Source organism: Sphingomonas sp. Leaf22 (genome assembly GCF_001421715.1).
Classification (GTDB): Bacteria; Pseudomonadota; Alphaproteobacteria; order Sphingomonadales; family Sphingomonadaceae; genus Sphingomonas.
The window spans coordinates 1-20,653 of record NZ_LMKP01000004.1 but is presented as its reverse complement, the minus strand read 5'-3'; the positions used below and the strand labels follow the sequence as shown (position 1 = coordinate 20,653).

The window sequence follows — 20,653 nt, the reverse complement described above, 5'->3', positions numbered from 1 at the left end:
CCGGCGCCGGTAGCAGGGCCGTTCGGTCGATACCGGGTGGGCCAGATCGTATATGGGGTGCCGGTGGCAGCAAACCAGAGCGGGCTTGGGGCTTTGTGCTGTGCTACGGCTTTCGGGCCGCCGAATGCCAAGGGAAGCCGGCGAAGCGTGCACGCGGTTCGAGGATGCCGAAAAAGGTCGGATCGACGAGCAAATCCCCGTCGGACTCACAACAGCCTGCTGACGTCCATCCGCTGATGCAGAATGCGGATGACCGCGATCCCATACACCGTTGCTTGAAAATAGATCACATGTTGCTCGACCGAACGTCGCCGGTAACCGGCGCGGACATGATCGCAACGTTGCGCCCGTTCGGGCGCTTCGGCCAGATCGGCGCAGGCAGCCGCGATGCGTTCGGCATAGCGCATTGCCTGCACCAGTCCCCACCGTTCCACCGTATAGTCGAAAACGTCTTCCAGATCACGCTGTGCGGCGGGCGCAAAGCGATAGTCAGCCATATTGCGCGGCTTTGCGTTCCTTGAAGGCAGCGAAATCGAACCGTTCCGGCGCTCCGCTTGCCTCGCCCTCGATCAGTGCCTGCCGTACCTGTTCAATCACCTGCCCGCGTTCCTGTTCGCGGCGAATCAGATCGCGGATCGCCTCGCTGTCATTGGTGTAATGGCCGGCGGTGATCTGCGCTACGATCCAGGCATTCTGCTGTTCGGTCAAGGTGATGGTCTTGCGGACGGTAGCCATTCCAACCTCCATGGCAGTCCTATTATTGGTGCACTTTAGCGTATCGCAGGGATGGGGAGATAGCCCTTTCCTACACCGCAATGCTCCGTCACGCTCGCCTCCGCTCTTTCTCTTCGTCGATCGCGCTTACGCAAAACGATGCGACCGGTTCGCAAATGTGCAAACCGGCCGCGAGTGTGACTTTTGTGACCTTTGGCGGAAAAGCGGCGCGTTTTCAGGCCCTACCACGGGCAAAGCCAGCGTCGAGGTCGATCGTGCTCGGCACGATCTGCGGACTGCGGGGCAGTCCGCACCTCGACGCTCGTCGGACGGCGCTTTTCGCACCGCCGGCCGGGCGCGCCTTGTTCGGCCCGGGGACAGCTCCGCTATCCCCTTGCCCGGCGCTTAGTGCCGCGCCGCCTCTTGCAGATCCGTGTCGATCCGCGCGCCCTTCAACAACTGCACCGGCGCTTTGCGATACAGAATGAAGTCGTTGAACGGATCGGTCACGATCTTCGTCGCCCATACCAGCCCGGTCATTACGTCGCGCTGCACGAACAACTGCACCACCCGGAACAGCAACCCGCCGACCGCGAACGCCAGCCACAACAGTGCCAGATGCCGCAGGAACCCGACGAACCCGACATGCGGTTCGAAGATGCCGAAGAAGGTCGGATCGATCAGCAGCGGGATCGGCGTCGCCGCCCACAGCCCCATAAACACGACCTTGCGAAACAGGTTGTACCCGACCTTGATCTCTTCCTTATGTTCGTGCGTCGCCTGATTCTGATGGTCGTAGGTCTTGGGTTCGAAGAAGAAATGCCCCGATTGCCGCGCGGTCATCGCCACCAGCCAGCCGAGCAGGCTGGCGACCGCGGGGTCGATCCACACCACGACATAGGCGATCAGGAACGTCGTCGCGCTGACGAAGTGCAGCGCCTGATTGATGATGCTGTGATGGTAGTAGCGATGATCGTCCCACCGCTGTTCCTTCAGCGCTTCCTTGAATCCGGACATCGAATAAACCTTTGATGAAAAGGGAGTTTCAGGCGGTCGCGGCGTGCGCGGGCGTCGGGTGGTTGTCCTGCACGCCCGCTGCGCGCCGGAAGCAGACCAGCGAGAAATGGCCCAGCGGGGGGAGCGGGCGGCGCTCGATCAGTTCCGCCTGCGGGTTACGCGCCGCCCAGTCGCCATAGATCGACCACGGGAAATCGGTGCGCCAGCCCAGCCGGCTGGTGATCGGCATCAGCACGCGCTCGATCTTCGCGCGCATCCCCGCTTCCGCGCCAAGCCGGGTCGCGATCACGATCATGCCGCCGGGCCGCACCACGCGCAGGAACTCGCTGAGCGCACGGTCGGGATGCGGCACCGCCGACACGACATATTGCGCGACGACCACATCGAACGAGGCATCGGCGAAATCGAGCGCCTCGGCATCGCCGATCGCGATGCGCTCGACATGGTTCAACTTCAGCCGGCGAACCCGGTCGCGCGCCTTGTCGAGCATCTGGTCGGCGATATCGATGCCGGTGATCCGGCTGTCGTGGCGGTAATGCGGCAGCGAGATGCCGGTGCCGACGCCGACCTCCAGAATGCGGCCGCCGACCGTTTCGGCGGCATCGATCGCGGCACGACGCCCGCGCTTGAACACCGGACCGAAGACCAGATCGTAGATCGGAGCCCAGCGATCATAGGCGGTCGCCACGCCGAGGCGGTTCAGTTCCTGAGCCAATCCGAGAGTTTCCTTGTCCAGCGCCGCACCGGGCTTGTCTGGCCCGATAAGATGACGTGCGTCGATGACACGCCAATGTCGCGGACGTGTCAGCAAGGTTTCAGTTTGATGGAAGTCGCCGTCACACGCGCGAAATACTATTGTCGCGTGTACTGGCTACAGCGACGTCATCGCAGGGGCGCAAGTCCCGTCCACTGGCGTGGAGAAGTACGATGACGACGGCATTTGTATCCCGGACCAATCGACAGAATTCATCGGCGGCGACCGTGAAGTCCCTGGCGCGCAAGATTCCCGACTGGATCAACGACCCGCAAAGCTATCGTGCCGAGGGTCCAAAACAGTCCTATCGCACCGTCTTCATCTCCGACGTCCATCTCGGCACGCCGGGATGCAGCGCGACCCAACTGGTCGACTTTCTCCATTCGTTCGAATGCGAGACGCTGTATCTGGTCGGCGACATCGTCGATGGCTGGCAGATCCGGCGCGGCTGGTACTGGCCGTCGAGCCATAACGACGTCATCCGATCGATCCTGAAGTTCGCGCGGCGCGGCACCCGCGTCATCTACATCCCCGGCAACCATGACGAGGCGTTTCGCGACTATACCGGTCTCGAATTCGGCGGCGTCGAAATGGTCGAGGAGGATATCCACGAAACGGCCGATGGCCGCCGCCTGCTGGTGCTGCACGGCGACAAGTTCGACGGCGTCGTGCTCTATGCCAAGTGGCTCGCCTTTCTCGGTGACCATGCCTACACCGCGCTGCTGAAGGCCAACAGCGTCTGGAACTTCGCGCGGCGCAAGCTCGGCCTGCCTTATTGGTCGCTGTCGGCCTATGCCAAGCACCGGGTAAAGAACGCGGTCAATTTCATCGGTCGGTTCGAGGAGACCGTCGCCCATGCCGCCGCCGAACATGGCGTCGACGGCGTGGTGTGCGGCCATATCCACACCGCCGAAATCCGCCAGATCGGCGACATCATGTATTATAACGACGGCGACTGGGTGGAGAGCTGCACCGCGCTGGTCGAGGATCATCAAGGGGCGCTGTCACTGATCGACTGGCGTGCCGAGACGTGGGAACGCGAACTGGCCAAGTCGAACGGCCAGGCCGTCGATGCCGGCCGGGCGGTCGCCACCGCGTGAGGATCGCCATCGTCAGCGATGCGTGGAGCCCGCAGGTCAACGGCGTCGTCCGCACGCTGCAAACGACGATCTCTCGCCTGCAACACCGCGGCCATGTGGTCGAAACCTTTACCCCCGACGGTTTCGCCACCCGGCCATGTCCCGGCTATCCCGAAATACGGCTGGCGTTCGGCTGCGGTTCCGAACTCGGCCGTCGGATGGCCGCCTTCCACCCCGACGCGATCCATATCGCCACCGAAGGACCGCTCGGCTGGGCGGCGCGGCGGTGGTGCCGGGGGCGGGGGGCGCGCTTCACCACCTCGTTCCACACCAATTTCGCCGACTATCTGGCGATGCGCACGCATTTGCCGGCCGGGCTGTTCTGGCCGTTCCTGCGCCGCTTCCATGCGGCGGCCAGCGGGGTCATGACCGCGACCGCGCGCGTCGCCGGCGCGCTTCACGACCATGGCATCGCCCATACCCGGCGCTGGTCGCGCGGCGTCGACCTGTCGCTGTTCAAGCCCGATGGCGCGCAGCTCGACGTGGCGACGCTGCCGCGCCCGATCCTGCTCCATGTCGGGCGCATCGCCATCGAAAAGAATATCGAGGCGTTCCTCGCGCTCGATACGCCGGGCACCAAGCTGCTGGTGGGGGACGGCCCGGCGCGCGCCGATCTGGAGCGGCGCTATCCGCTGGCGCAATTCGTCGGGGTGAAGCAGGGCGCGGCGCTCGCCGCTGCCTATCGCGCTGCCGATGTGCTGGTCTTTCCCAGCCGCACCGACACGTTCGGCCTCGTCATGATCGAGGCGCTGGCCTGCGGCACCCCGGTCGCCGCCTATCCGGTGCCGGGGCCGCTCGACGTGATCGGACTGGACGGGACGGGCGGCGGCGGCGAACGTATCGGCGCGCTCGACACCGATCTGGCGGCGGCGGTCGAACAGGCGCTGACCGCCGACCGCGACGCCTGTGTCCGTGTCGGCACCGGCTATTGCTGGTCGCACTGCACCGACCAGTTCGTCGGCAATCTGGTCGATGCCGGCCTGACAACGGATGACACGCCGGTGGCGGCGTAGGGGAGGGACCTCCGCACCGGGTCCCGGTAGCACCTGTTCATCGGGCGAAGCCCCAACGTCACCCCTGATCGCAGGGGTGACGAGCGGGCGGTTCAGCCCCGCGCGCCGGCGATCATCTTTGCAGCGATATGCCGCACGGCCCCGTCATTCTTGTCGCCACCCGGACTCGGGTCGCCCAGCTTGTCGAGGCTGGCCTCCAGCGAATCGAGCAGGCCGGGATGCTGTTCCTCGACATAGCGCATCGTCCAGAACAGCAGATGCTCGACCGCGATCTCGCGGTGGCGGGTTTCGGTGATCGCGTCGGGCATTGGAATTCCTTTCGCGGCGTCCAATGCCCGGACACGGGCGGGCGTTCCCTGCGGTACGCCCGATCCGGCCTTGGGGTCCGTCTGGAAACTCGCGAAAGGGCGAGTTTCAAGGCGGTACCGGCCCGCTCCCCCTCCCGACCACCCATCAGCATACCGTGTGGGTGGCCGGGAGGGGGAGCGGGCCGGTACCGCAAAAATGCGCCATGGCGCATTTTCAAACAACCTCTCAGAACACCGCCTTCACCAACTGCGCAAAGGCATCGGCACGGTGGCTGATCGAATGCTTGTGGTCGGGATCGATCTCGCCATAGCTCTGGTCCATGCCGTCCTGAACGAACATCGGGTCATAGCCGAAGCCATGTTCCCCACGCGGCGGCCAGACCAGCTTGCCGTCGACGCGCCCTTCGAACCATTCGACATGACCATCGGGCCATGCGAGTGCCAGCGCGCAGACGAAGTGCGCCGCGCGGCTGTGATCCGGGCCAGTCGCCTGCATCCGGTCCTCGACCAGCCGCATCGCCGCGGTGAAGTCCTTCGACGCCCCGGCCCAGCGCGCCGAAAAGATGCCCGGCTCGCCGTTCAGCGCCTCGACGCACAGGCCGCTGTCATCGGCCAGCGCCGGCAGGCCCGACAGGTCGGCGGCCTGCAACGCCTTCAGCTCGGCATTGGCGACGAAGGTCGTGCCGGTCTCTTCCGGCTCGGGCAGGTCGAGTTCGCCCGCCGAGATCGGGGTGACGCCGTACGGCCCGAGCAGCGCCGCGATCTCGCGGATCTTGCCGGGATTGTGGCTGGCGATCACCAGCTTGCCCGGCTGCAGCTTGCGGATCGCCTGTGGCTCCTTGCCCTCGCCGCTCATCGGCCGGTCGCCCGCAGCTGCTCGGCGAAGATGCGGCCGCAGCCGATGCGGGCGAGGCGCAGCAGCCGCAACAGCGCCTCCTCGTCATAGCATGCGCCCTCGGCGGTGGCCTGTACCTCGGCGATGTTGTTGTCGCTGGTCAGTACGAAATTTGCGTCGGCATCGGCGGCCGAATCCTCGATATAGTCGAGGTCGAGCACCGGCGTACCCTGATGGATGCCGCAGCTCACCGCCGCGACCTGCCGGCTGATCGGATCGACCTCCAGCTTGCCCTCACGCATCAAACCGTCGACCGCGAGCCGCAGCGCGACCCATGCGCCGGAGATCGACGCGGTGCGGGTGCCGCCATCGGCCTGGATCACGTCGCAATCCAGCGTGATCTGCCGCTCGCCCAGCGCCTTCAGATCGACCACTGCCCGAAGGGAGCGCCCGATCAGCCGCTGGATCTCCTGCGTCCGGCCCGACTGCTTGCCCTTGGCCGCCTCACGGCTGCTGCGGGTATGGGTGGCGCGGGGGAGCATGCCATATTCGGCCGTCACCCAGCCTTCGCCCTTGCCGCGCAGCCATGGCGGCAGGCGTTCCTCGAGCGAGGCGGTCACCAGCACCTTGGTATCGCCGAACCCGATCAGGCATGATCCTTCGGCATGGCGGGTGAAGTTCGTCTGGATCGTGATGCTGCGCATTTCGTCGGGGGCGCGGCCGGATGGGCGCATGGGAATCTCCTGAAATTTTTAGAAGTCCTAGCCGTCCGTTCATCGCCGCGCCAGTCGCCGCGCGGTACGCCGCTGTGACGGGTCCGAAACGACGGGCCCGTAACAGGGAGCGGCTTCATGAAGATCATTGCCTTGGGATTGCTGCCGATACTCGGCGGCTGCGTGATGGCGGTCGGCAATACGACCACCGAAGGTGCGCCGGTCGCGATCGAGCGCGAGACGATCACCTATGAGACATCGCCGTGCTTCGGCACCTGTCCGGTCTATTCGGTGACCATTCAGCCCGACGGTTCGGGCGTGTTCGAGGGGCGTCGCTTCACCGCAGTCACCGGCACGCGTGTGTTCCGGGCGACGCCGGCGCAATATCGGGCGTTCGCCGCGAAGATACGCCCTTATCGTCCGGCGCAGGGCGACCGGCTGCTGCAACCGGGCCAGCCGGGATGCGAGAATGCGCCGACCGACATGCCCTCGGTCGATATCCGTTGGAACGAAATCAGCGGCGCGTCGCAGCGGCTGTCCTATTATTTCGGCTGCGGTGCGGCGGATGACGGCCGGACCGGTGCGGCGTTGCGGGGGGCGGTGAAGGAATTGCCGATCGGGCAGTTCATCGCCGCCAACTAACTCCTCCCCGGCACGGGGAGGGGGACCAGCGAAGCTGGTGGAGGGGGAGCGCGGCACACGGCCCGGTCGCGTCGTAAGGCCAACCCCCTCCACCACCGCTTCGCGGCGGTCCCCCTCCCGACGGAGTGGGGAGGATTGGCTTTTCCGCGAGCCGCTCCCGCCCTACATTCCCCCCATGCCCCAACCGATCCATGAATTGACCGACCGCGCCCGCGACGTGTTTCGGATCGTGGTCGACAGCTATTTGTCGACGGGTGCGCCGGTCGGGTCGCGCACCATCGCGCAACTCTCCGGCTTGAACCTTTCGCCCGCATCGATCCGGGGGGTGATGCAGGATCTGGAGGAGGCCGGCCTGCTTGCCGCGCCGCATGTCAGCGCGGGGCGGATGCCGACCGAAACGGGTCTCCGCCTGTTCGTCGACGGCATGATGCACGCGATGGAGCCCTCCGCTCAGGAACGCGCGACGATCGAGGCACAGGCCGATACCGCTGGCCCGGTCGAGGAGGCATTGGCCGGCACCGCCGCTGCCTTGTCCGGCCTGTCCGCCAGTGCCGGCGTGGTGCTGGTCCCCAAGCGCGAACCGGTGCTCAAACAGGTGTCGTTCGTGCTGCTGTCGGGCACCCGCGCGCTGGCGGTGCTGGTCGGGGCCGACGGATCGGTCGAGAACCGCGTGCTCGACGTCGCACCCGGCACCGGCGTTGCGGCACTGGTCGAGGCGGGCAATTACCTGACGGCGCGGCTGTCCGGCCTGACCTTGAGCGAGGCCCGCGCCCGCATCCTGCGCGAGATCGGGCAGGAACGCGCCGAACTCGATGCGACTGCCCGCGTGCTGGTCGAGGCCGGTTTGGCGATGTGGAGCGAGGATGGGGGACAGCGTCCGGTGCTGATCGTGCGCGGACAGGCCCGGCTGATCGATCCCGCTGCCGCCCACGACCTCGACCGCGTGCGCCAATTGCTCGACGAACTGGAGGGCAAGGAAGAGATCGCCCGCCTGCTCGAATCGGCACAGGACGGCGATGCCGCGCGCATCTTCATCGGATCGGAAAACAAATTGTTCGCATTGACCGGATCGTCGGTCATCGCCAAGCCGGTCCGCGCGCTGGACGGGCGCGTGGTCGGCGTCGTCGGCGTGATCGGGCCTGTCCGGTTGAACTATGCCCGCGTCGTGCCCATGGTGGATTTCACCGCCGCGACCCTGACGCGGCTGCTCGGCTGACAGGACAAGAAGAGACCGGAATGAACGACACTCCCGCCAACGACGATACGAACGACCTGCGCGAAGCCACCGCCGAGGCCGCGCCCGAAGTCGCCGAAGCGGATCGCCTCGCCGACCTCGAAGCGAAGCTGGCCGATTCGCAGGCCGAAACCCTGTATGCCCGGGCCGATCTGCAGAATGTGCGCCGCCGCGCCGAAAAGGAAGTGGCCGACGCCCGCGCCTATGCCGCGACCGCGTTCTCGCGCGACATCCTGTCGGTGGCCGACAATCTGTCGCGCGCGCTGTCGGCGATCCCCGACGACCTGCGCGGCGACGACCGGCTGAAGGGCCTGATCGTCGGCCTCGAAGCGACCGGGCGCGAGTTGGAAAGCATCTTCGGCCGCCATGGCATCACCAAGATGGTGGCGATTGGCGAGACGCTCGACCCCAACAAGCATCAGGCGATGTTCGAGGTGCCGTCGAACGACGTCGCACCGGGCACGGTCGTGCAGGAAATCCAGACCGGTTACATGATCCGCGACCGGTTGCTGCGGCCGGCGCTGGTCGGCGTGGCCAAGACGCCGGAGGGCGGGGCCTGAGCGACACGGTTCGGCCCGACCTGGCCACGCCGCCCCGGTTCGAACGGATCGTCCATCCAGAGGCGATCGTCGAGCCGGCGGTGCTGGCGGCGTCGCTCGCGGCACTCTGCACCGGCGGTCAGGACGGCACGGCCCTGCGCCGTGCCGCGACCGCCGTGCTGCGCGACGCGATGGTGCGCGGTCGGGGGGAGATCGAACGGCGGCTGAATGCCAACCCCAGCCACGGGCTGGAGACGTCCGCCGCCTATGCCTATCTGACCGACGCGATCCTCGTCGCGCTCGCCGGCTTCATCGTCGAACACGTCCACCCGAACCATAATCCGACCGCGGCCGAACGGATGACGCTGATCGCGGTCGGTGGCTATGGGCGGGGGGAAATGGCCCCCCATTCGGACGTCGATATCGGCGTGCTGACGCCGTGGAAGCAGACGCCCTGGTCCGAACAGGTCATCGAATCGATCCTCTACGCGCTATGGGATCTCGGGCTGAAGGTCGGTCATTCGTCGCGTTCGCTCGACGAGATGGTCCGGCAGGCGAAGGGCGACGTCACCATCCGCACCGCGCTGGTCGAGGCGCGCTATGTATGGGGCGACACCGCGCTGTATGGCGAAGCGGCGCAGCGCTTCAAGAACGAGGTGCAGGACGGGACCGCGCGGACCTTCATCGCCGAAAAACTGGCCGAGCGCGATGCCCGGCACAAGCGGATGGGCGACACTCGCTATGTCGTCGAACCCAATGTGAAGGAAGGAAAGGGGGGGCTGCGCGACCTGCACGCCCTCTTCTGGATCGGCAAATACGCCTATAACGTCCGCCGTGCGGCCGATCTGGTGCGGGTCGGGCTGCTCAGCGCGCCTGAATTGCGCAAGTTCAACCGGGCCGAGGATTTCCTGTGGGCGGTGCGCTGTCACCTCCACCTCATCACCGGCCGTGCCGAAGAACGGCTGACCTTCGATGTGCAGACCGAGATCGCGACGCGGATGCGCTACAGCGACCGGGTCGGCAAATCGCGCGTCGAACGCTTCATGCAATATTATTTTCTGCAGGCGAAGCGGGTCGGCGACCTGACCGGCATGTTCCTCAGCCATCTCGACGAAACCTATGCCGCGCGGGGCAGCCGGTTCGGTCTCCCGCGGCTGCGACGGCGGCCGCGGCGGTTGAACGGCTTCGTGCTCGACCGCGGCCGCCTCGCGCTGCCCAAGGACGATTTCTTCGCGCAGGACCCGGTGCGGTTGATCGAAATCTTCGCGCTTGCCGATTTGCACGGGCTGGAAATCCATCCGCTGGCGATGCGCGCGGCGTCGCGTGACGCGCGCATGGCGGCGCATGTCCGTTCGCATCCCCGCGCCAACCAGCTGTTTCTCGACGTGCTGACGTCGCCGCGCGACCCCGAGCTGGTGCTGCGCTGGATGAACGAGTGCGGCGTGTTCGGCCGCTTCATTCCCGATTTCGGCCGCATCGTCGCGCAGATGCAGTTCGACATGTACCATCATTATACCGTCGACGAGCACACGATCCGCATGATCGGCCTGTTGTCGCAGGTCGAACGCGGCATCTGTCGCGAGGAGCATCCGCTGTCGACCGCCCTGTTCGGCGGCATCGTCCAGCGGCGCGCGCTCTTCGTCGCGGTCCTGTGCCACGACATTGCCAAGGGCCGGGGCGGCGATCATTCGATCCTGGGGGCCGAAGTCGCCGAACGGCTGTGCCCCCGGCTGGGCCTGACCCCGGCCGAGACCGAGACGGTCGCATGGCTGGTCCGCTATCACCTGTTGATGTCGGCAACGGCGTTCAAGCGTGACCTTAGTGACTTTAAGACGATCCTCGACTTCACCAGCGTCGTGCAATCGCCGCAGCGGCTGCGCATGTTGCTGGTGCTAACCGTCGTCGATATCCGCGCGGTCGGTCCCGGCACATGGAACGGGTGGAAACGGCAGTTGCTGACCACCTTGTTCGAAACCGCCGAGGAAGTGCTGCGTCTTGGCCACAAGCAGCGCGGCCGCGACGAACGCATTGCCGAAAAGCAGGAACGGCTGCGGGAGACGCTGGGTTGGGACAAGGATACGCTGGCAGCCTATGTCCGGCACCTGCCGCCGGCCTATTGGATCGCCGAGCCCGACGACGTGATCGCCGCCAATGCGCGGATGGTTGATCAGTCGGGCGACGTGCGCCTGACGATCGAAACCAGCGTCGACGAGGATCGCGGCGCAACCGTCGTCACCGTCCATGCCGCCGATCATCCGGGGCTGTTCTATCGCATCGCCGGGGCGATCCACGCGGCGGGCGGCAACATCATCGATGCGCGCATTCATACGACGCGTACCGGCATGGCGCTCGACAATTTCCTCGTCCAGAATCCGCTGGGCGGTCCGTTCGACGAAGCGGGGCAGTTGCAGCGGCTGAAGACGGCGATCGCCGACGCACTGGCCAATCGCATGAAACTGACCGACCGCCTCGCTGCCAAGCCGCTCTCGCGTGTCCGTGCGGAAGCCTTCCCGATCGAGCCGAACGTCCTGATCGACAATGCCGCCTCGAATCGCTTCACCGTGATCGAGGTTAATGCCCGCGACCGCCCCGCGCTGCTCCACCATCTGGCGCAGGCGCTGTTCCAGTCGAAGGTGACGCTGCACTCCGCCCATGTCGCCACCTATGGCGAACGCGCGGTCGACACCTTTTACGTCACCGACCTGACCGGTGACCGCATCACCGGCCAGTTACGGCTAAAGTCGCTCGAACGACGGATGCTCGACGCCGCAGCGGGCAAGGATTTCAGCGCCTTCGCGTAATTCCTTGCGAATCGATCGGGATTGCAGCAGGATCGGGTTGTGGACCTGATCCTGCTGGCCGTACTGGTCATCGCCGTTCTGCTGATCGCCCTCGTCGCGATCGCATCGCACCGCCGCAAGCTCCGCCATGCCGGAGTGGATGACGGGGGAAACGTTATCGTCGGATGTTTCGACGGCAGCGACTCGTCGGGTGACTGTGGCAGCGACGGAGGTGGCTGCGACGGTGGCGGTGGCGGCGGCGATTGAGCTGCTTGGACCAAAGCCTGAAGACTGTCGGGCACGCCGACCGAACCGCAAGTTCGCCTGTGCGCCGGGGCACGATCGAACCCGACACCACGACGCTACGGTTCTGATCAGATCGGGCGGGAGCTATTTCGCCATGCGCCGTCGGCATCTGGGGCTGTCCTGTGGTGAGGATCACCCGGACGGATCGCACTTGTTACGGAAAAGCCGCCACGTCCAATCAAGGACATGGCGGCTTTTCAGCTTCGCACGTCGGACGAACCGGTGCTTATTTCGGCGACAACACCATCAGCATCTGCCGGCCTTCCATGCGCGGATAGGCTTCGACCTTGGCGATTTCCTGAGTCGCCTCGGCGACGCGCTGCAACACCGCCATGCCAAGCTGGCCGTGGCTCAATTCGCGCCCGCGGAACCGCATCGTGACCTTCACCTTGTCGCCCTCGGTGATGAACTGCTCGACCTTCTTCATCTTCGTATCATAGTCATGATCGTCGATGTTGGGACGCATTTTGATCTCCTTGATCTCCTGCGTCTTCTGGGTCTTGCGCGCGAGGTTCGCCTTTTTCTGCGCCTCGTACTTGAACTTGCCCACGTCGAGGAACTTCGCGACGGGCGGGTCGGCGTTCGGCGACACCTCGACCAGATCGAGTCCGACCTCCTGCGCCTGCGCCATCGCTTCGCGCGTGAACATCACACCCAGATTCTCGCCCTCATGGTCGATTACGCGGACCTTCGGCGACTGGATGAACTCGTTGAATCGGGGGCCGTTCATCGGCGGCGGCGCATTCGGGCGACGCATCATGGGCGGACGGATAGGTGCTGCTCCTTCAGTGTTCGAAACTTCTATATAGTCAATTCTGCACGATTACGAAAGGTTCCGCGCAAGATCGGGTGCCAGCGATTCTGCCGACAGCATTGCGACCAGTTCGTCGAGCGCGATGACCGCCTGTCCCTGACTGCCCAGACGGCGCAACGCGACGGTGCGTTCCTCCGCCTCGCGCTTGCCGACCACGACCAGCGCCGGGACTTTGGCGAGCGAGTGTTCGCGCACCTTGTAGTTGATCTTCTCGTTGCGCAGGTCGGTTTCGAGGCGGATGCCGGCGGCCTTCAGCGCGGCGGCGACCTCGTTGGCATAATCGTCGGCATCGGACACGATCGTCGCGACCACCGCCTGCACCGGCGACAGCCACATCGGCATGCGGCCCGCATGATGCTCGATCAGGATGCCGAGAAAGCGTTCGAACGTGCCGAGGATCGCGCGGTGCAGCATCACCGGGCGGTGGCGATTGCCGTCCTCGCCGACATAGGTCGCGTCGAGTCGCTCGGGCAGCACCCGGTCCGACTGGATCGTGCCGACCTGCCATGTCCGCCCGATCGCGTCGGTCAGATGGAATTCGAGCTTGGGCGCATAGAAGGCCCCTTCGCCCGGCAGTTCCTCGAACTTCGCCTTGATGTCTTCGGACAGGTTCGACGACAGCACCGCCTCGCGCAGCTCCGCCTCGGCCGTGTCCCACATTTCGTCGCTGCCAAAGCGCTTGTCGGGGCGCAGCGCCAGCTTCACCGCATAGTCGGTGAAGCCCAGATCGCGATAGACCGAGTCGAGCAGTTCGCAGAAGTCGCGAACCTCCTGCACCAGCTGATCCTCGCGGCAGAAGATATGCGCGTCGTCCTGCGTGAACTGGCGGACGCGCATGATGCCGTGCAGCGCGCCATGCGGTTCGTTGCGGTGGCAGCAGCCGAATTCGGCCATGCGGATCGGCAGGTCGCGGTACGACTTGATCCCCTGACGAAAGATCAGGACGTGTGCCGGGCAATTCATCGGCTTCAACGCCATCAGGTCGGCATCGGCGCTGACGATCGCGCCCTCATCCTCGGTGTTCGGGATTTCGTCGGGCACCACGAACATATTCTCGCGATACTTGCCCCAATGGCCCGACTGTTCCCACTGCCGCGCGTCCATTAGCTGCGGCGTCTTCACTTCCTGATAATCGGTCGCGTCGAGCCGGCGGCGCATATACGCCTCCAGTTGGCGCCACATCATATACCCCTTGGGGTGCCAGAAGACCGAACCCTGCGCTTCGGACTGGAGGTGGAACAGGTCCATTTCCGCGCCCAGCTTGCGATGGTCGCGCTTGGCGGCCTCTTCCAGCCGGGTCAGATGCGCGTCGAGCTGCTTCTTCGACAGCCAGCCGGTGCCGTAGATGCGGCTGAGCATCGCGTTCTTCTGGTCGCCGCGCCAATAGGCACCCGACACGCGGGTCAGTTTGAACGCTTGCGGATCGAGCTTCGCCGTCGATTCGAGGTGCGGCCCGCGGCACATGTCGAGCCACTGGCCCTGCCGATAGATGGTCAGTTCCTCGCCCTCGGGCAGTTCGGCGGCCCATTCGGCCTTGAAGGTCTCGCCCTGCTGCGTCCAGCGGTCGATCAGCTGCTGGCGGGTCACGACCTCGCGCTCGAACTTCTCGCCCTTCGCGATGATCTTGCGCATCTCCGCCTCGATAAACGGCAGGTCCTCGTCGGTGAAAGGCCCACGGCCCGGCGCGGGCGCGAAGTCGTAATAGAAGCCGTCGTCGGTCGCCGGACCGAAGGTGATCTGCGTGCCCGGGTAGAGCGTCTGCACCGCTTCGGCGAGGACGTGCGCGAAGTCGTGGCGATGCAGTTCGAGCGCATCGGCCTCGTCTTTCGTCGTCACCAGCGCCAGCGACGCATCGCCGTCGAACGGCCGGTTCAGGTCGCGCACCTGCCCGTCGACCCGCGCGGCGATCGCCGCCTTGCGCAGACCCGGCGAGATCGCGGCGGCGATGTCGGCCGGCGTAGTGCCCGGCGTCACCTCACGGACGGCACCGTCGGGGAGGGTGATGCGGAACATTGCGGACATGCGAAGCGACCTGACTACGAAGGGAGGTAAACGCCTGCCGACTAGCCGCTGGGGGCGGGGAGGGCAAGGATCGCACGCCGCCACTCGTCCACACCGTCCTTCCGGCCTGCGCCGGAACGACGATGGCGGCCTTACTCCACCGCCGCGCCAGCGTCGGTATAGGTGATCCGGATGCGGACCCAGCTGCCGATCAGCGGCCGGCCGCCGACGCGCGGCGGCAGGATGCGGAACTGCCACGCCGCCTGTCGCACCGCGCCGGCGAGGCCCGATCCCCGCGCCGACTGGCCGATTTCGCGGCAATCGGTGACCTGATTGTTGGGAATGGTCCGGCACGCGACCTCGCCCCAGCCCGGTTGCGCGCGGCGGGGCAGATAGGTTGCCAGCTCGGTATGGGTCGGGCGGCGATACCAGTCAGCGGCGTAAAGGCGTTCGCCGCCACCGCTGCCGCCGCCGCTATCGGCCTCCGCATCGCCGTCGCCACTGTCACCGGTCGCACTGCCGGTGCCGACCCCCTCGGCGCTGCGGGTGCCGGGGGTGATGGCGGCCCGTGCGAATTCGCGGCCGGTCATCGGAATGACTTTCGACCAGACGTCGGACGAACGGTCTGCGGGGACCGGCGGGGGCGGCGGAATCTCGGGCGGCGGCGTCACCGTCGCGGTGGGCGGGGCGGTCGCGGCGCTGCCGGCAGCGGCCTTGCGCTGGACCTGTTTGGCCGGGGCGGCGGCGGGCGCGACCTGGTCGGCGGGCAGCATGTCGACGACCAGCGGCGATTTTTCACCCGGCGGCGGCGACATCATCGTTGGGGCGATACGCAGCAACAGCCACAGGATCAGCACATGGATCGCGACGACGAGCACCAGCGTCGTCAAACGTCGCGACAGCGGCGGCGGGCTTTGCGCGGAGAACCGTTGTTGAATCACCTGCGTCGCCACGCCGAAGCCCCTAGCGCAGCCGAAGCGCAAGGGCGACGGGAAAGAACGGGTATTGCCTCCCAACCGACAAATGGAGCGCGCGGTGCGAGAGACTGTCCAGCGTCGCTGTCGACATCGGTCACCGAGGGCGGCGGCCTCTTCGAAAGGCGGATGGGACGGCAATCCCCCGAACGAGCAGCGCGCCAGGCGTCGTCGCGGCCGGTGTAGTTCGGTTGCCGATGGCCGTTGGCCTCCAACCCGACCGGCATCTTGAATCACCAAATCAAGCCCGTGTGGGTCCCCCTCGATTCAGCTCGGTCGAGTTCGACCCTAGGTGTTTAGTCCCGGTGTTTGGTCGATCGGGTTGACGATGAACCGGTCCGACTCTGTCGTCCAGACCTTCGATGTATTTGTAAGGGTAAGCCGCTGAGCGTCATGAGCCGGCGGGCAGAATTGTATGTAGAAATGAAGTCGGCGAGGTGCGTTCTTAGCGGGTGGTGGCTCTCGTAGTGGAAGCGTTTGACGGTCGCCGCCTTGATGGTCCGGTTCATCCGCTCGACCTGCCCGTTGGTCCACGGATGGTTGGGTTTGGTGAGCCGGCGCTCGATGTCGTTTGCCTCACAGATCATGTCGAAGCGCATCTGGCGCGGACGGCATGCGTGATCGTGGCACACCCATGACGAACTCGTCCGATGCGGCTTCCTTCCATTGCAACGAAAGGATCGCATCATCAAACCATGGGATCAAACACCTGTTTGCCACGGGAATGCCCAATTATTTCCACGGCAGTAGAAAAGACGTCAAATCATCAAAAAGTTCTCAAAATAGCAATACGTAAAAGACATATCATAATATCATCATAGTTTTGATCGTTTTCCTCGGAATGACCACAATTGGTCATCAACCTGTCACGTCGCCAACATAGCTGCCGCCATCGGAGATGTCGGGAGGGCATCCCGTCAACGTACATCCCCGGGGGAAATTCATGACTGCTTCGTCGAAGCGGGCGCTATCGTTGCGCCTGTTGTGCGGTACTGCCGCCACCATCTTGCTGCACTCGCCCGCGGTTGCCGCACCGATCGAGACGCCGGTGCCGGCGACCGAGGTACCGGCAATCGACGATCCGCAGAGCGGACCCGACGTGGTCGTCACCGGACGCCGGGCTGCCGTCGAAAAGGCGCAGGACGAACAACTACGCAGCCAGTCGCTCGCGACCGTGGTGTCAGGCGAGGAACTGCGCGCACAGCCGCAGCAGAACCTGGCCGACCTGCTGACCCGCCTGCCCGGCGTCAGTTCGTCGGTCGACCAGTCACGCAACGCGGCGGGCACCGGCGAGGCGCAGTATCTGTCGATCCGCGGGCTCGATACCGCCTACAACGCCTATATGCTCGACGGCGTGCGTCTGGCGCAAACCGACGCGCGGACCCGTGCGATCTCGATGAACCTGCTGTCGCCGTTCGCACTGGCGGCGGTGCGCGTCGACAAGGCACCGACCGCGCGCTACGACGGGGACGCGATCGCCGGCATCATCGACCTGCGCACCGCCTCCGCCTTCACGCTGCCCGACAATCATGTCCAGATCCGCGCGCAGGGGATCATCGCGGGTCGCGCGGTGGCGCGTGACCAGAATCCGTGGGGTGGCACCGTGCAGGCCGAAACCGCGCAGCGCTTCGGTGATGTCGGCTTCTATCTCTCTGCCTATTACGGGCTGAAGCATACGCTGGGCGAATCCACGGCGATGCAGCACGACTGGGAGAAATATAACGTCAACATTTCCGGCATGATCCGCGACAACCTCGACAACGTTACGCCGCGCGGCGTGCAGTGGCAGGCGTTCCGCAATCGCATCGAACGGCGCGGCGCGACGCTGAACCTCGACTGGAAGGGCGACGATCTCGACCTGTATTCGCGCACGACCTATGGCGAGTATCGCCTGAAGAGCTGGATGGACCAGACTGCGCTGCGCCAGACCGAACTCGCGCCTGACCAGATCAACCCGAATCCCAATCGCGGCAACTACGACGCGTCGGGTTTCCGGGCCGACTATGGCTTGAGCGCGACGCATTATTTCCGTACCGAACATTCCAACCAGAAACTGTTTTCGACCAAGGTCGGCGGCCAGTCGCGTAGCGGCGCGCTGACGTTCGACTATCACGGGGCCTATTCGCGCGGTGAGCAGGATTATCCGCTGCGCATCCAGTCGGGCTTCGCCGCCCGTCCCTATATCGGCACCGCGACCAACAGCGGCACTGCCAACTACCGCATGGTTACGTCGATCGGCGAGCGGACGCGGCCGCAGGTCGTCGTCAATGATGCTGCACGTGCATATCTGACCGATTTGTCGGCGCTCCGGCAGTGGTATGTGACTCAGCAGTTCGAGAATGCTTGGGAACGCCGCCTTGAAGGCGCGTTCGACGCGACGTGGCAGCATGGCGATCACGGCCTAGTGGCGATCATGGCCGGAACCAAGGTCGAGGACGCCAAGCGCTATTCGAACGCGCTGGGTGATGACGGAGCACTGGAGTATACCTTTCCGGCGGCCGACGGCAGCAATTCACCACGCTACGCCGCGACCGGACCGGCATTGTCCGCCGTTCCCGGTACAATGCTGGGCGGGTTCATGCGCGGCGGTGCGCAGGTGCCGATCCGTCTCGTCGACACCGATTTCGTCGAGGATCAGGTCAAGCGCCTGTCGTCGCCCAAGCTGGCTGGGATCGATCCCACGAAATTGCAGGAAAACCGCCTCGACGGCACCGAAAACCGTATCGGCGGCTATGTGATGGCGACGCTGCGTTTCGGCGAGTTGGAGATCGTGCCGGGGGTCCGTTATGAATTCAACAGCTTCAAGGGCACCTATTTCCAGACACAGGAACGTGGCGATGCGGAGAGCGCGGCGTTCGTCACCACCAACCGCAGCTATGACCAATGGCTGCCGGGCGTCGTAGCCAACTATCGCCCGAACGATCGGATGGTTGTGCGCGCCTCGGTCCGCAAAAGCTATTCGCGGCCAGCGTTCGACCTGCTGCTCGGGCCGACGCGGGTCAGCCGCAACGACGCGGGCGAAGTCACCGGGGTGTTCGTTCCCAACCCCGATCTGGACGCGCAGGAATCATGGAACGCCGATGCCTCGCTGGAGGTGCGCGGCGAGGGGACCGACTTTTACTCGATCAGCCCGTTCTATAAACGGCTGAACCATGTGCTCTTCTCCACCGGATCGACCAACGCCGGCGGTGATCTGAACATCTGGGGTACCGCGCAGCCTGAGGATCAGGGCGGGATCGAGGTAGAGCGGCTGTCGACCGATGCGACGGGCAAGGTCTATGGTATCGAACTGTTCGGCCGCTACAGTCTGCACGGACTGCCGAACTGGTTGTCGGGGCTGGGCATGCAGGGCAATGTGACCGTACAGCGTGCGCAGGCGCAAGTGTTCGTCAACGGGCAGGACCGTGAACAGCGCATGCCGCACGCCCCGCGCGTGATGTACAACGGTGCGCTCTTCTATCAGCATGGCGGCTTTTACGGCGAGGTGAACTACAACTACACCGGCGATCGGCTGTACGACCTGCGTTCCAGCCGGCCCGACACCTATATTCAGCCGGTTACGAAGGCAAACCTGATCCTCAACTATGCCATGGCAACGGGGCTGACGATCGGTGCGTCGGTGGAGAACCTGTTCAACGAACACATTCTGTGGGCGACGACCAGCCAGCGCAAGGCGTATCTCTCAAACGACCGCAAGGGGGGCTATGTCGAGACCGGGCGCAATTATTTACTGAACATCAGCTACGTGTTCTGACCTTTCCCGCCTGTCCGGCGGGCAGGCGAACCACCTTGCGCTTATCTCCCCTCGTAACGTGGACGAATCCTTGCCGGGTGCCGGCGACGTCGGCACCCCAACATTCTCGGATCGATACGACCGCTTCGGCTGCGCTAACGTCTCGTAAGGGACCTTCGGCGCAGCCCGATGCCACCCGTTTCGACAAGATCCCAGCGCAATGTCTTTCGTCGTACCATCCAACTCCTGAATGACCGCGCGGTGTTTTCGTAAAAGGAGTGTCGTATAAACGGGGTATGCGCGTTAACGACGACTTCAATCCACGACGTCGTTTTGCCGTGCCAAGCAGTCGCGCGCAGGTGGTAATTTGGGTGATTTCACTCCTTGTTTGAGTGGTAAGGCAGATGCTAATCCCGGCTACGACATGCCGGTATGGGCGAGACTCCCACACCGATCATCTGATGCCCGAAATCGAAGACGCAGCCTTTCATTCCAACTTGATAGTACGGCAACCTACGATATCTAAATGTAGCCCACTTCCGAAGTACATCGATTACACCGCAATGTCTGGGGACGGCGCAAGGATTTACGAAGCTGGGATTGAAGAGGCGGCAACACAACGCGATCTCGATGCGATAGTTGTCAGTCCGAGTTAGGCCACAGCACTTCCGGCAATGTACGAAACGGTCGTGCATCATAGCGACGTCGAGACCGAGCGCCTCCTCGCGAATGCCTTACGCTCCGTCCTTGATTATATTCGCAGTAAGGTTCCGCATAAGCAGATCGTGCCTATCGGGACGACTCGGATGTTTGACCTGGCACTCCCGCGATGTTTTGCGCGGGAGGCAAAACTGGGAACCAGCGGAACCTGTGCCGAACGCGTTCCTACCGATCACCATCGGGACCGGTCGTTGATCGGATTATCGCCAAGATGGCGGGCGAGGACATCACGGTGGTTTTACCACGTCATGCGTTCTGTCGCGGAAGTTTTTGTGAAACCCGGCTGAACGGCAACATCCTGTATTACGACGATGTGAGCTGCTGCCGGTCTGGTAGACACGAGGTTAAGCTACCTGCGCCTGCCGCTCGAAGTCCATGGGGCTGAGATAACCCAGGGTCGAGTGGCGTCGCGTTGGA

At 64.6% G+C, this 20,653-nt stretch carries 18 protein-coding genes and 1 pseudogene; 8 read left to right on the top strand and 11 right to left on the bottom strand.

Going from position 1 to position 20,653, the window contains the following annotated elements; genetic code table 11:
* Positions 1-206: 206 nt before the first annotated feature.
* The 4 genes from ASE70_RS03275 to ASE70_RS03260 all read right to left on the bottom strand — a co-directional run bounded on the left by ASE70_RS03275 (position 207) and on the right by ASE70_RS03260 (position 2,446).
* Entirely contained in the window at positions 207-497 is a 291-nt protein-coding gene (locus ASE70_RS03275) for a type II toxin-antitoxin system RelE/ParE family toxin (RefSeq protein ID WP_056394136.1), read from the bottom strand.
* A complete protein-coding gene (locus tag ASE70_RS03270) occupies positions 490-735 on the bottom strand; it encodes a type II toxin-antitoxin system ParD family antitoxin (protein ID WP_056394140.1) in 246 nt (81 codons plus the stop codon). The genes ASE70_RS03275 and ASE70_RS03270 overlap by 8 nt, the downstream gene beginning before the upstream one ends.
* A 384-nt stretch (positions 736-1,119) precedes the next feature.
* The gene (locus ASE70_RS03265; RefSeq protein WP_056501337.1) at positions 1,120-1,731 is read right to left on the bottom strand and encodes a hypothetical protein; all 612 of its coding nucleotides are present in this window, start codon (positions 1,729-1,731) and stop codon (positions 1,120-1,122) included.
* A gap of 28 nt (positions 1,732-1,759) precedes the next feature.
* Positions 1,760-2,446 (bottom strand): class I SAM-dependent methyltransferase, encoded by a 687-nt coding sequence (locus ASE70_RS03260; RefSeq protein ID WP_082438746.1) that lies wholly within the window; start codon positions 2,444-2,446, stop codon positions 1,760-1,762.
* Between the two features lie 275 nt (positions 2,447-2,721).
* Here ASE70_RS03260 and ASE70_RS03255 point away from each other — a divergent pair, with 275 nt between their 5' ends.
* Positions 2,722-3,585, top strand: a complete 864-nt coding sequence (locus ASE70_RS03255) for a UDP-2,3-diacylglucosamine diphosphatase (RefSeq protein WP_235519554.1) — start codon at positions 2,722-2,724, stop codon at positions 3,583-3,585.
* Positions 3,582-4,637: a glycosyltransferase family 4 protein gene (locus ASE70_RS03250; protein WP_056501334.1), complete on the top strand. Its 1,056-nt coding sequence runs from the start codon at positions 3,582-3,584 to the stop codon at positions 4,635-4,637. The genes ASE70_RS03255 and ASE70_RS03250 overlap by 4 nt, the downstream gene beginning before the upstream one ends.
* A gap of 92 nt (positions 4,638-4,729) precedes the next feature.
* On the opposite strand, the gene ASE70_RS03245 is transcribed toward ASE70_RS03250, so the two are convergent.
* The 3 genes from ASE70_RS03245 to rph form a co-directional block, all read right to left on the bottom strand.
* Complete coding sequence (locus ASE70_RS03245; protein WP_056002471.1) at positions 4,730-4,945, bottom strand: hypothetical protein; 216 nt, start codon at positions 4,943-4,945, stop codon at positions 4,730-4,732.
* Between the two features lie 226 nt (positions 4,946-5,171).
* Positions 5,172-5,801: an RdgB/HAM1 family non-canonical purine NTP pyrophosphatase gene (gene rdgB, locus ASE70_RS03240; RefSeq protein ID WP_056501331.1), complete on the bottom strand. Its 630-nt coding sequence runs from the start codon at positions 5,799-5,801 to the stop codon at positions 5,172-5,174.
* Positions 5,798-6,514 (bottom strand): ribonuclease PH, encoded by a 717-nt coding sequence (gene rph, locus ASE70_RS03235; protein WP_056002477.1) that lies wholly within the window; start codon positions 6,512-6,514, stop codon positions 5,798-5,800. The genes rdgB and rph overlap by 4 nt, the downstream gene beginning before the upstream one ends.
* A 117-nt stretch (positions 6,515-6,631) precedes the next feature.
* Here rph and ASE70_RS03230 point away from each other — a divergent pair, with 117 nt between their 5' ends.
* From ASE70_RS03230 to ASE70_RS03210, 5 genes are all read left to right on the top strand, one after another.
* Positions 6,632-7,135 carry a DUF6438 domain-containing protein gene (locus ASE70_RS03230; protein WP_056394152.1) on the top strand — a complete coding sequence of 168 codons (504 nt, stop codon included), beginning with the start codon at positions 6,632-6,634 and terminating at the stop codon, positions 7,133-7,135.
* 175 nt (positions 7,136-7,310) lie between these two features.
* The gene (gene hrcA, locus ASE70_RS03225) at positions 7,311-8,351 is read left to right on the top strand and encodes a heat-inducible transcriptional repressor HrcA (protein WP_056501328.1); all 1,041 of its coding nucleotides are present in this window, start codon (positions 7,311-7,313) and stop codon (positions 8,349-8,351) included.
* A gap of 20 nt (positions 8,352-8,371) precedes the next feature.
* A complete protein-coding gene (locus tag ASE70_RS03220; RefSeq protein WP_056394156.1) occupies positions 8,372-8,929 on the top strand; it encodes a nucleotide exchange factor GrpE in 558 nt (185 codons plus the stop codon).
* A gap of 80 nt (positions 8,930-9,009) precedes the next feature.
* A complete protein-coding gene (locus tag ASE70_RS03215) occupies positions 9,010-11,709 on the top strand; it encodes a [protein-PII] uridylyltransferase (RefSeq protein WP_235519539.1) in 2,700 nt (899 codons plus the stop codon).
* Between the two features lie 39 nt (positions 11,710-11,748).
* Complete coding sequence (locus tag ASE70_RS03210) at positions 11,749-11,955, top strand: hypothetical protein (RefSeq protein ID WP_056501323.1); 207 nt, start codon at positions 11,749-11,751, stop codon at positions 11,953-11,955.
* 265 nt (positions 11,956-12,220) lie between these two features.
* Here ASE70_RS03210 and infC read toward each other — a convergent pair whose 3' ends face one another.
* The 4 genes and pseudogenes from infC to ASE70_RS19060 form a co-directional block, all read right to left on the bottom strand.
* Entirely contained in the window at positions 12,221-12,754 is a 534-nt protein-coding gene (gene infC, locus ASE70_RS03205) for a translation initiation factor IF-3 (RefSeq protein ID WP_055758887.1), read from the bottom strand.
* Positions 12,755-12,817: 63 nt separating this feature from the next.
* The gene (gene thrS / locus ASE70_RS03200) at positions 12,818-14,830 is read right to left on the bottom strand and encodes a threonine--tRNA ligase (protein WP_056501321.1); all 2,013 of its coding nucleotides are present in this window, start codon (positions 14,828-14,830) and stop codon (positions 12,818-12,820) included.
* A 131-nt stretch (positions 14,831-14,961) separates the two neighbouring features.
* Positions 14,962-15,762, bottom strand: coding sequence for a hypothetical protein (locus ASE70_RS03195; protein ID WP_056501317.1), 801 nt, complete (start codon positions 15,760-15,762; stop codon positions 14,962-14,964).
* Positions 15,763-16,071: 309 nt separating this feature from the next.
* Positions 16,072-16,376, bottom strand: a pseudogene (locus ASE70_RS19060) (integrase core domain-containing protein); the annotation flags it as partial.
* Between the two features lie 350 nt (positions 16,377-16,726).
* Between ASE70_RS19060 and ASE70_RS03190 the strand changes: the two are divergent.
* Positions 16,727-19,537, top strand: coding sequence for a TonB-dependent receptor (locus ASE70_RS03190; protein ID WP_056501316.1), 2,811 nt, complete (start codon positions 16,727-16,729; stop codon positions 19,535-19,537).
* Positions 19,538-20,653 lie beyond the last annotated feature (1,116 nt).

Bases quoted from the DNA above. Each gene is read 5' to 3' on its own strand.
- ASE70_RS03275 (WP_056394136.1), bottom strand. From the start codon at position 497: ATGGCTGACTATCGCTTTGCGCCCGCCGCACAGCGTGATCTGGAAGAC.
- ASE70_RS03270 (WP_056394140.1), bottom strand. From the start codon at position 735: ATGGCTACCGTCCGCAAGACCATCACCTTGACCGAACAGCAGAATGCC.
- ASE70_RS03265 (WP_056501337.1), bottom strand. From the start codon at position 1,731: ATGTCCGGATTCAAGGAAGCGCTGAAGGAACAGCGGTGGGACGATCAT.
- ASE70_RS03245 (WP_056002471.1), bottom strand. From the start codon at position 4,945: ATGCCCGACGCGATCACCGAAACCCGCCACCGCGAGATCGCGGTCGAG.
- rdgB (WP_056501331.1), bottom strand. From the start codon at position 5,801: ATGAGCGGCGAGGGCAAGGAGCCACAGGCGATCCGCAAGCTGCAGCCG.
- rph (WP_056002477.1), bottom strand. From the start codon at position 6,514: ATGCGCCCATCCGGCCGCGCCCCCGACGAAATGCGCAGCATCACGATC.
- ASE70_RS03230 (WP_056394152.1), top strand. From the start codon at position 6,632: ATGAAGATCATTGCCTTGGGATTGCTGCCGATACTCGGCGGCTGCGTG.
- hrcA (WP_056501328.1), top strand. From the start codon at position 7,311: ATGCCCCAACCGATCCATGAATTGACCGACCGCGCCCGCGACGTGTTT.
- ASE70_RS03220 (WP_056394156.1), top strand. From the start codon at position 8,372: ATGAACGACACTCCCGCCAACGACGATACGAACGACCTGCGCGAAGCC.
- infC (WP_055758887.1), bottom strand. From the start codon at position 12,754: ATGATGCGTCGCCCGAATGCGCCGCCGCCGATGAACGGCCCCCGATTC.
- thrS (WP_056501321.1), bottom strand. From the start codon at position 14,830: ATGTCCGCAATGTTCCGCATCACCCTCCCCGACGGTGCCGTCCGTGAG.
- ASE70_RS03190 (WP_056501316.1), top strand. From the start codon at position 16,727: ATGACTGCTTCGTCGAAGCGGGCGCTATCGTTGCGCCTGTTGTGCGGT.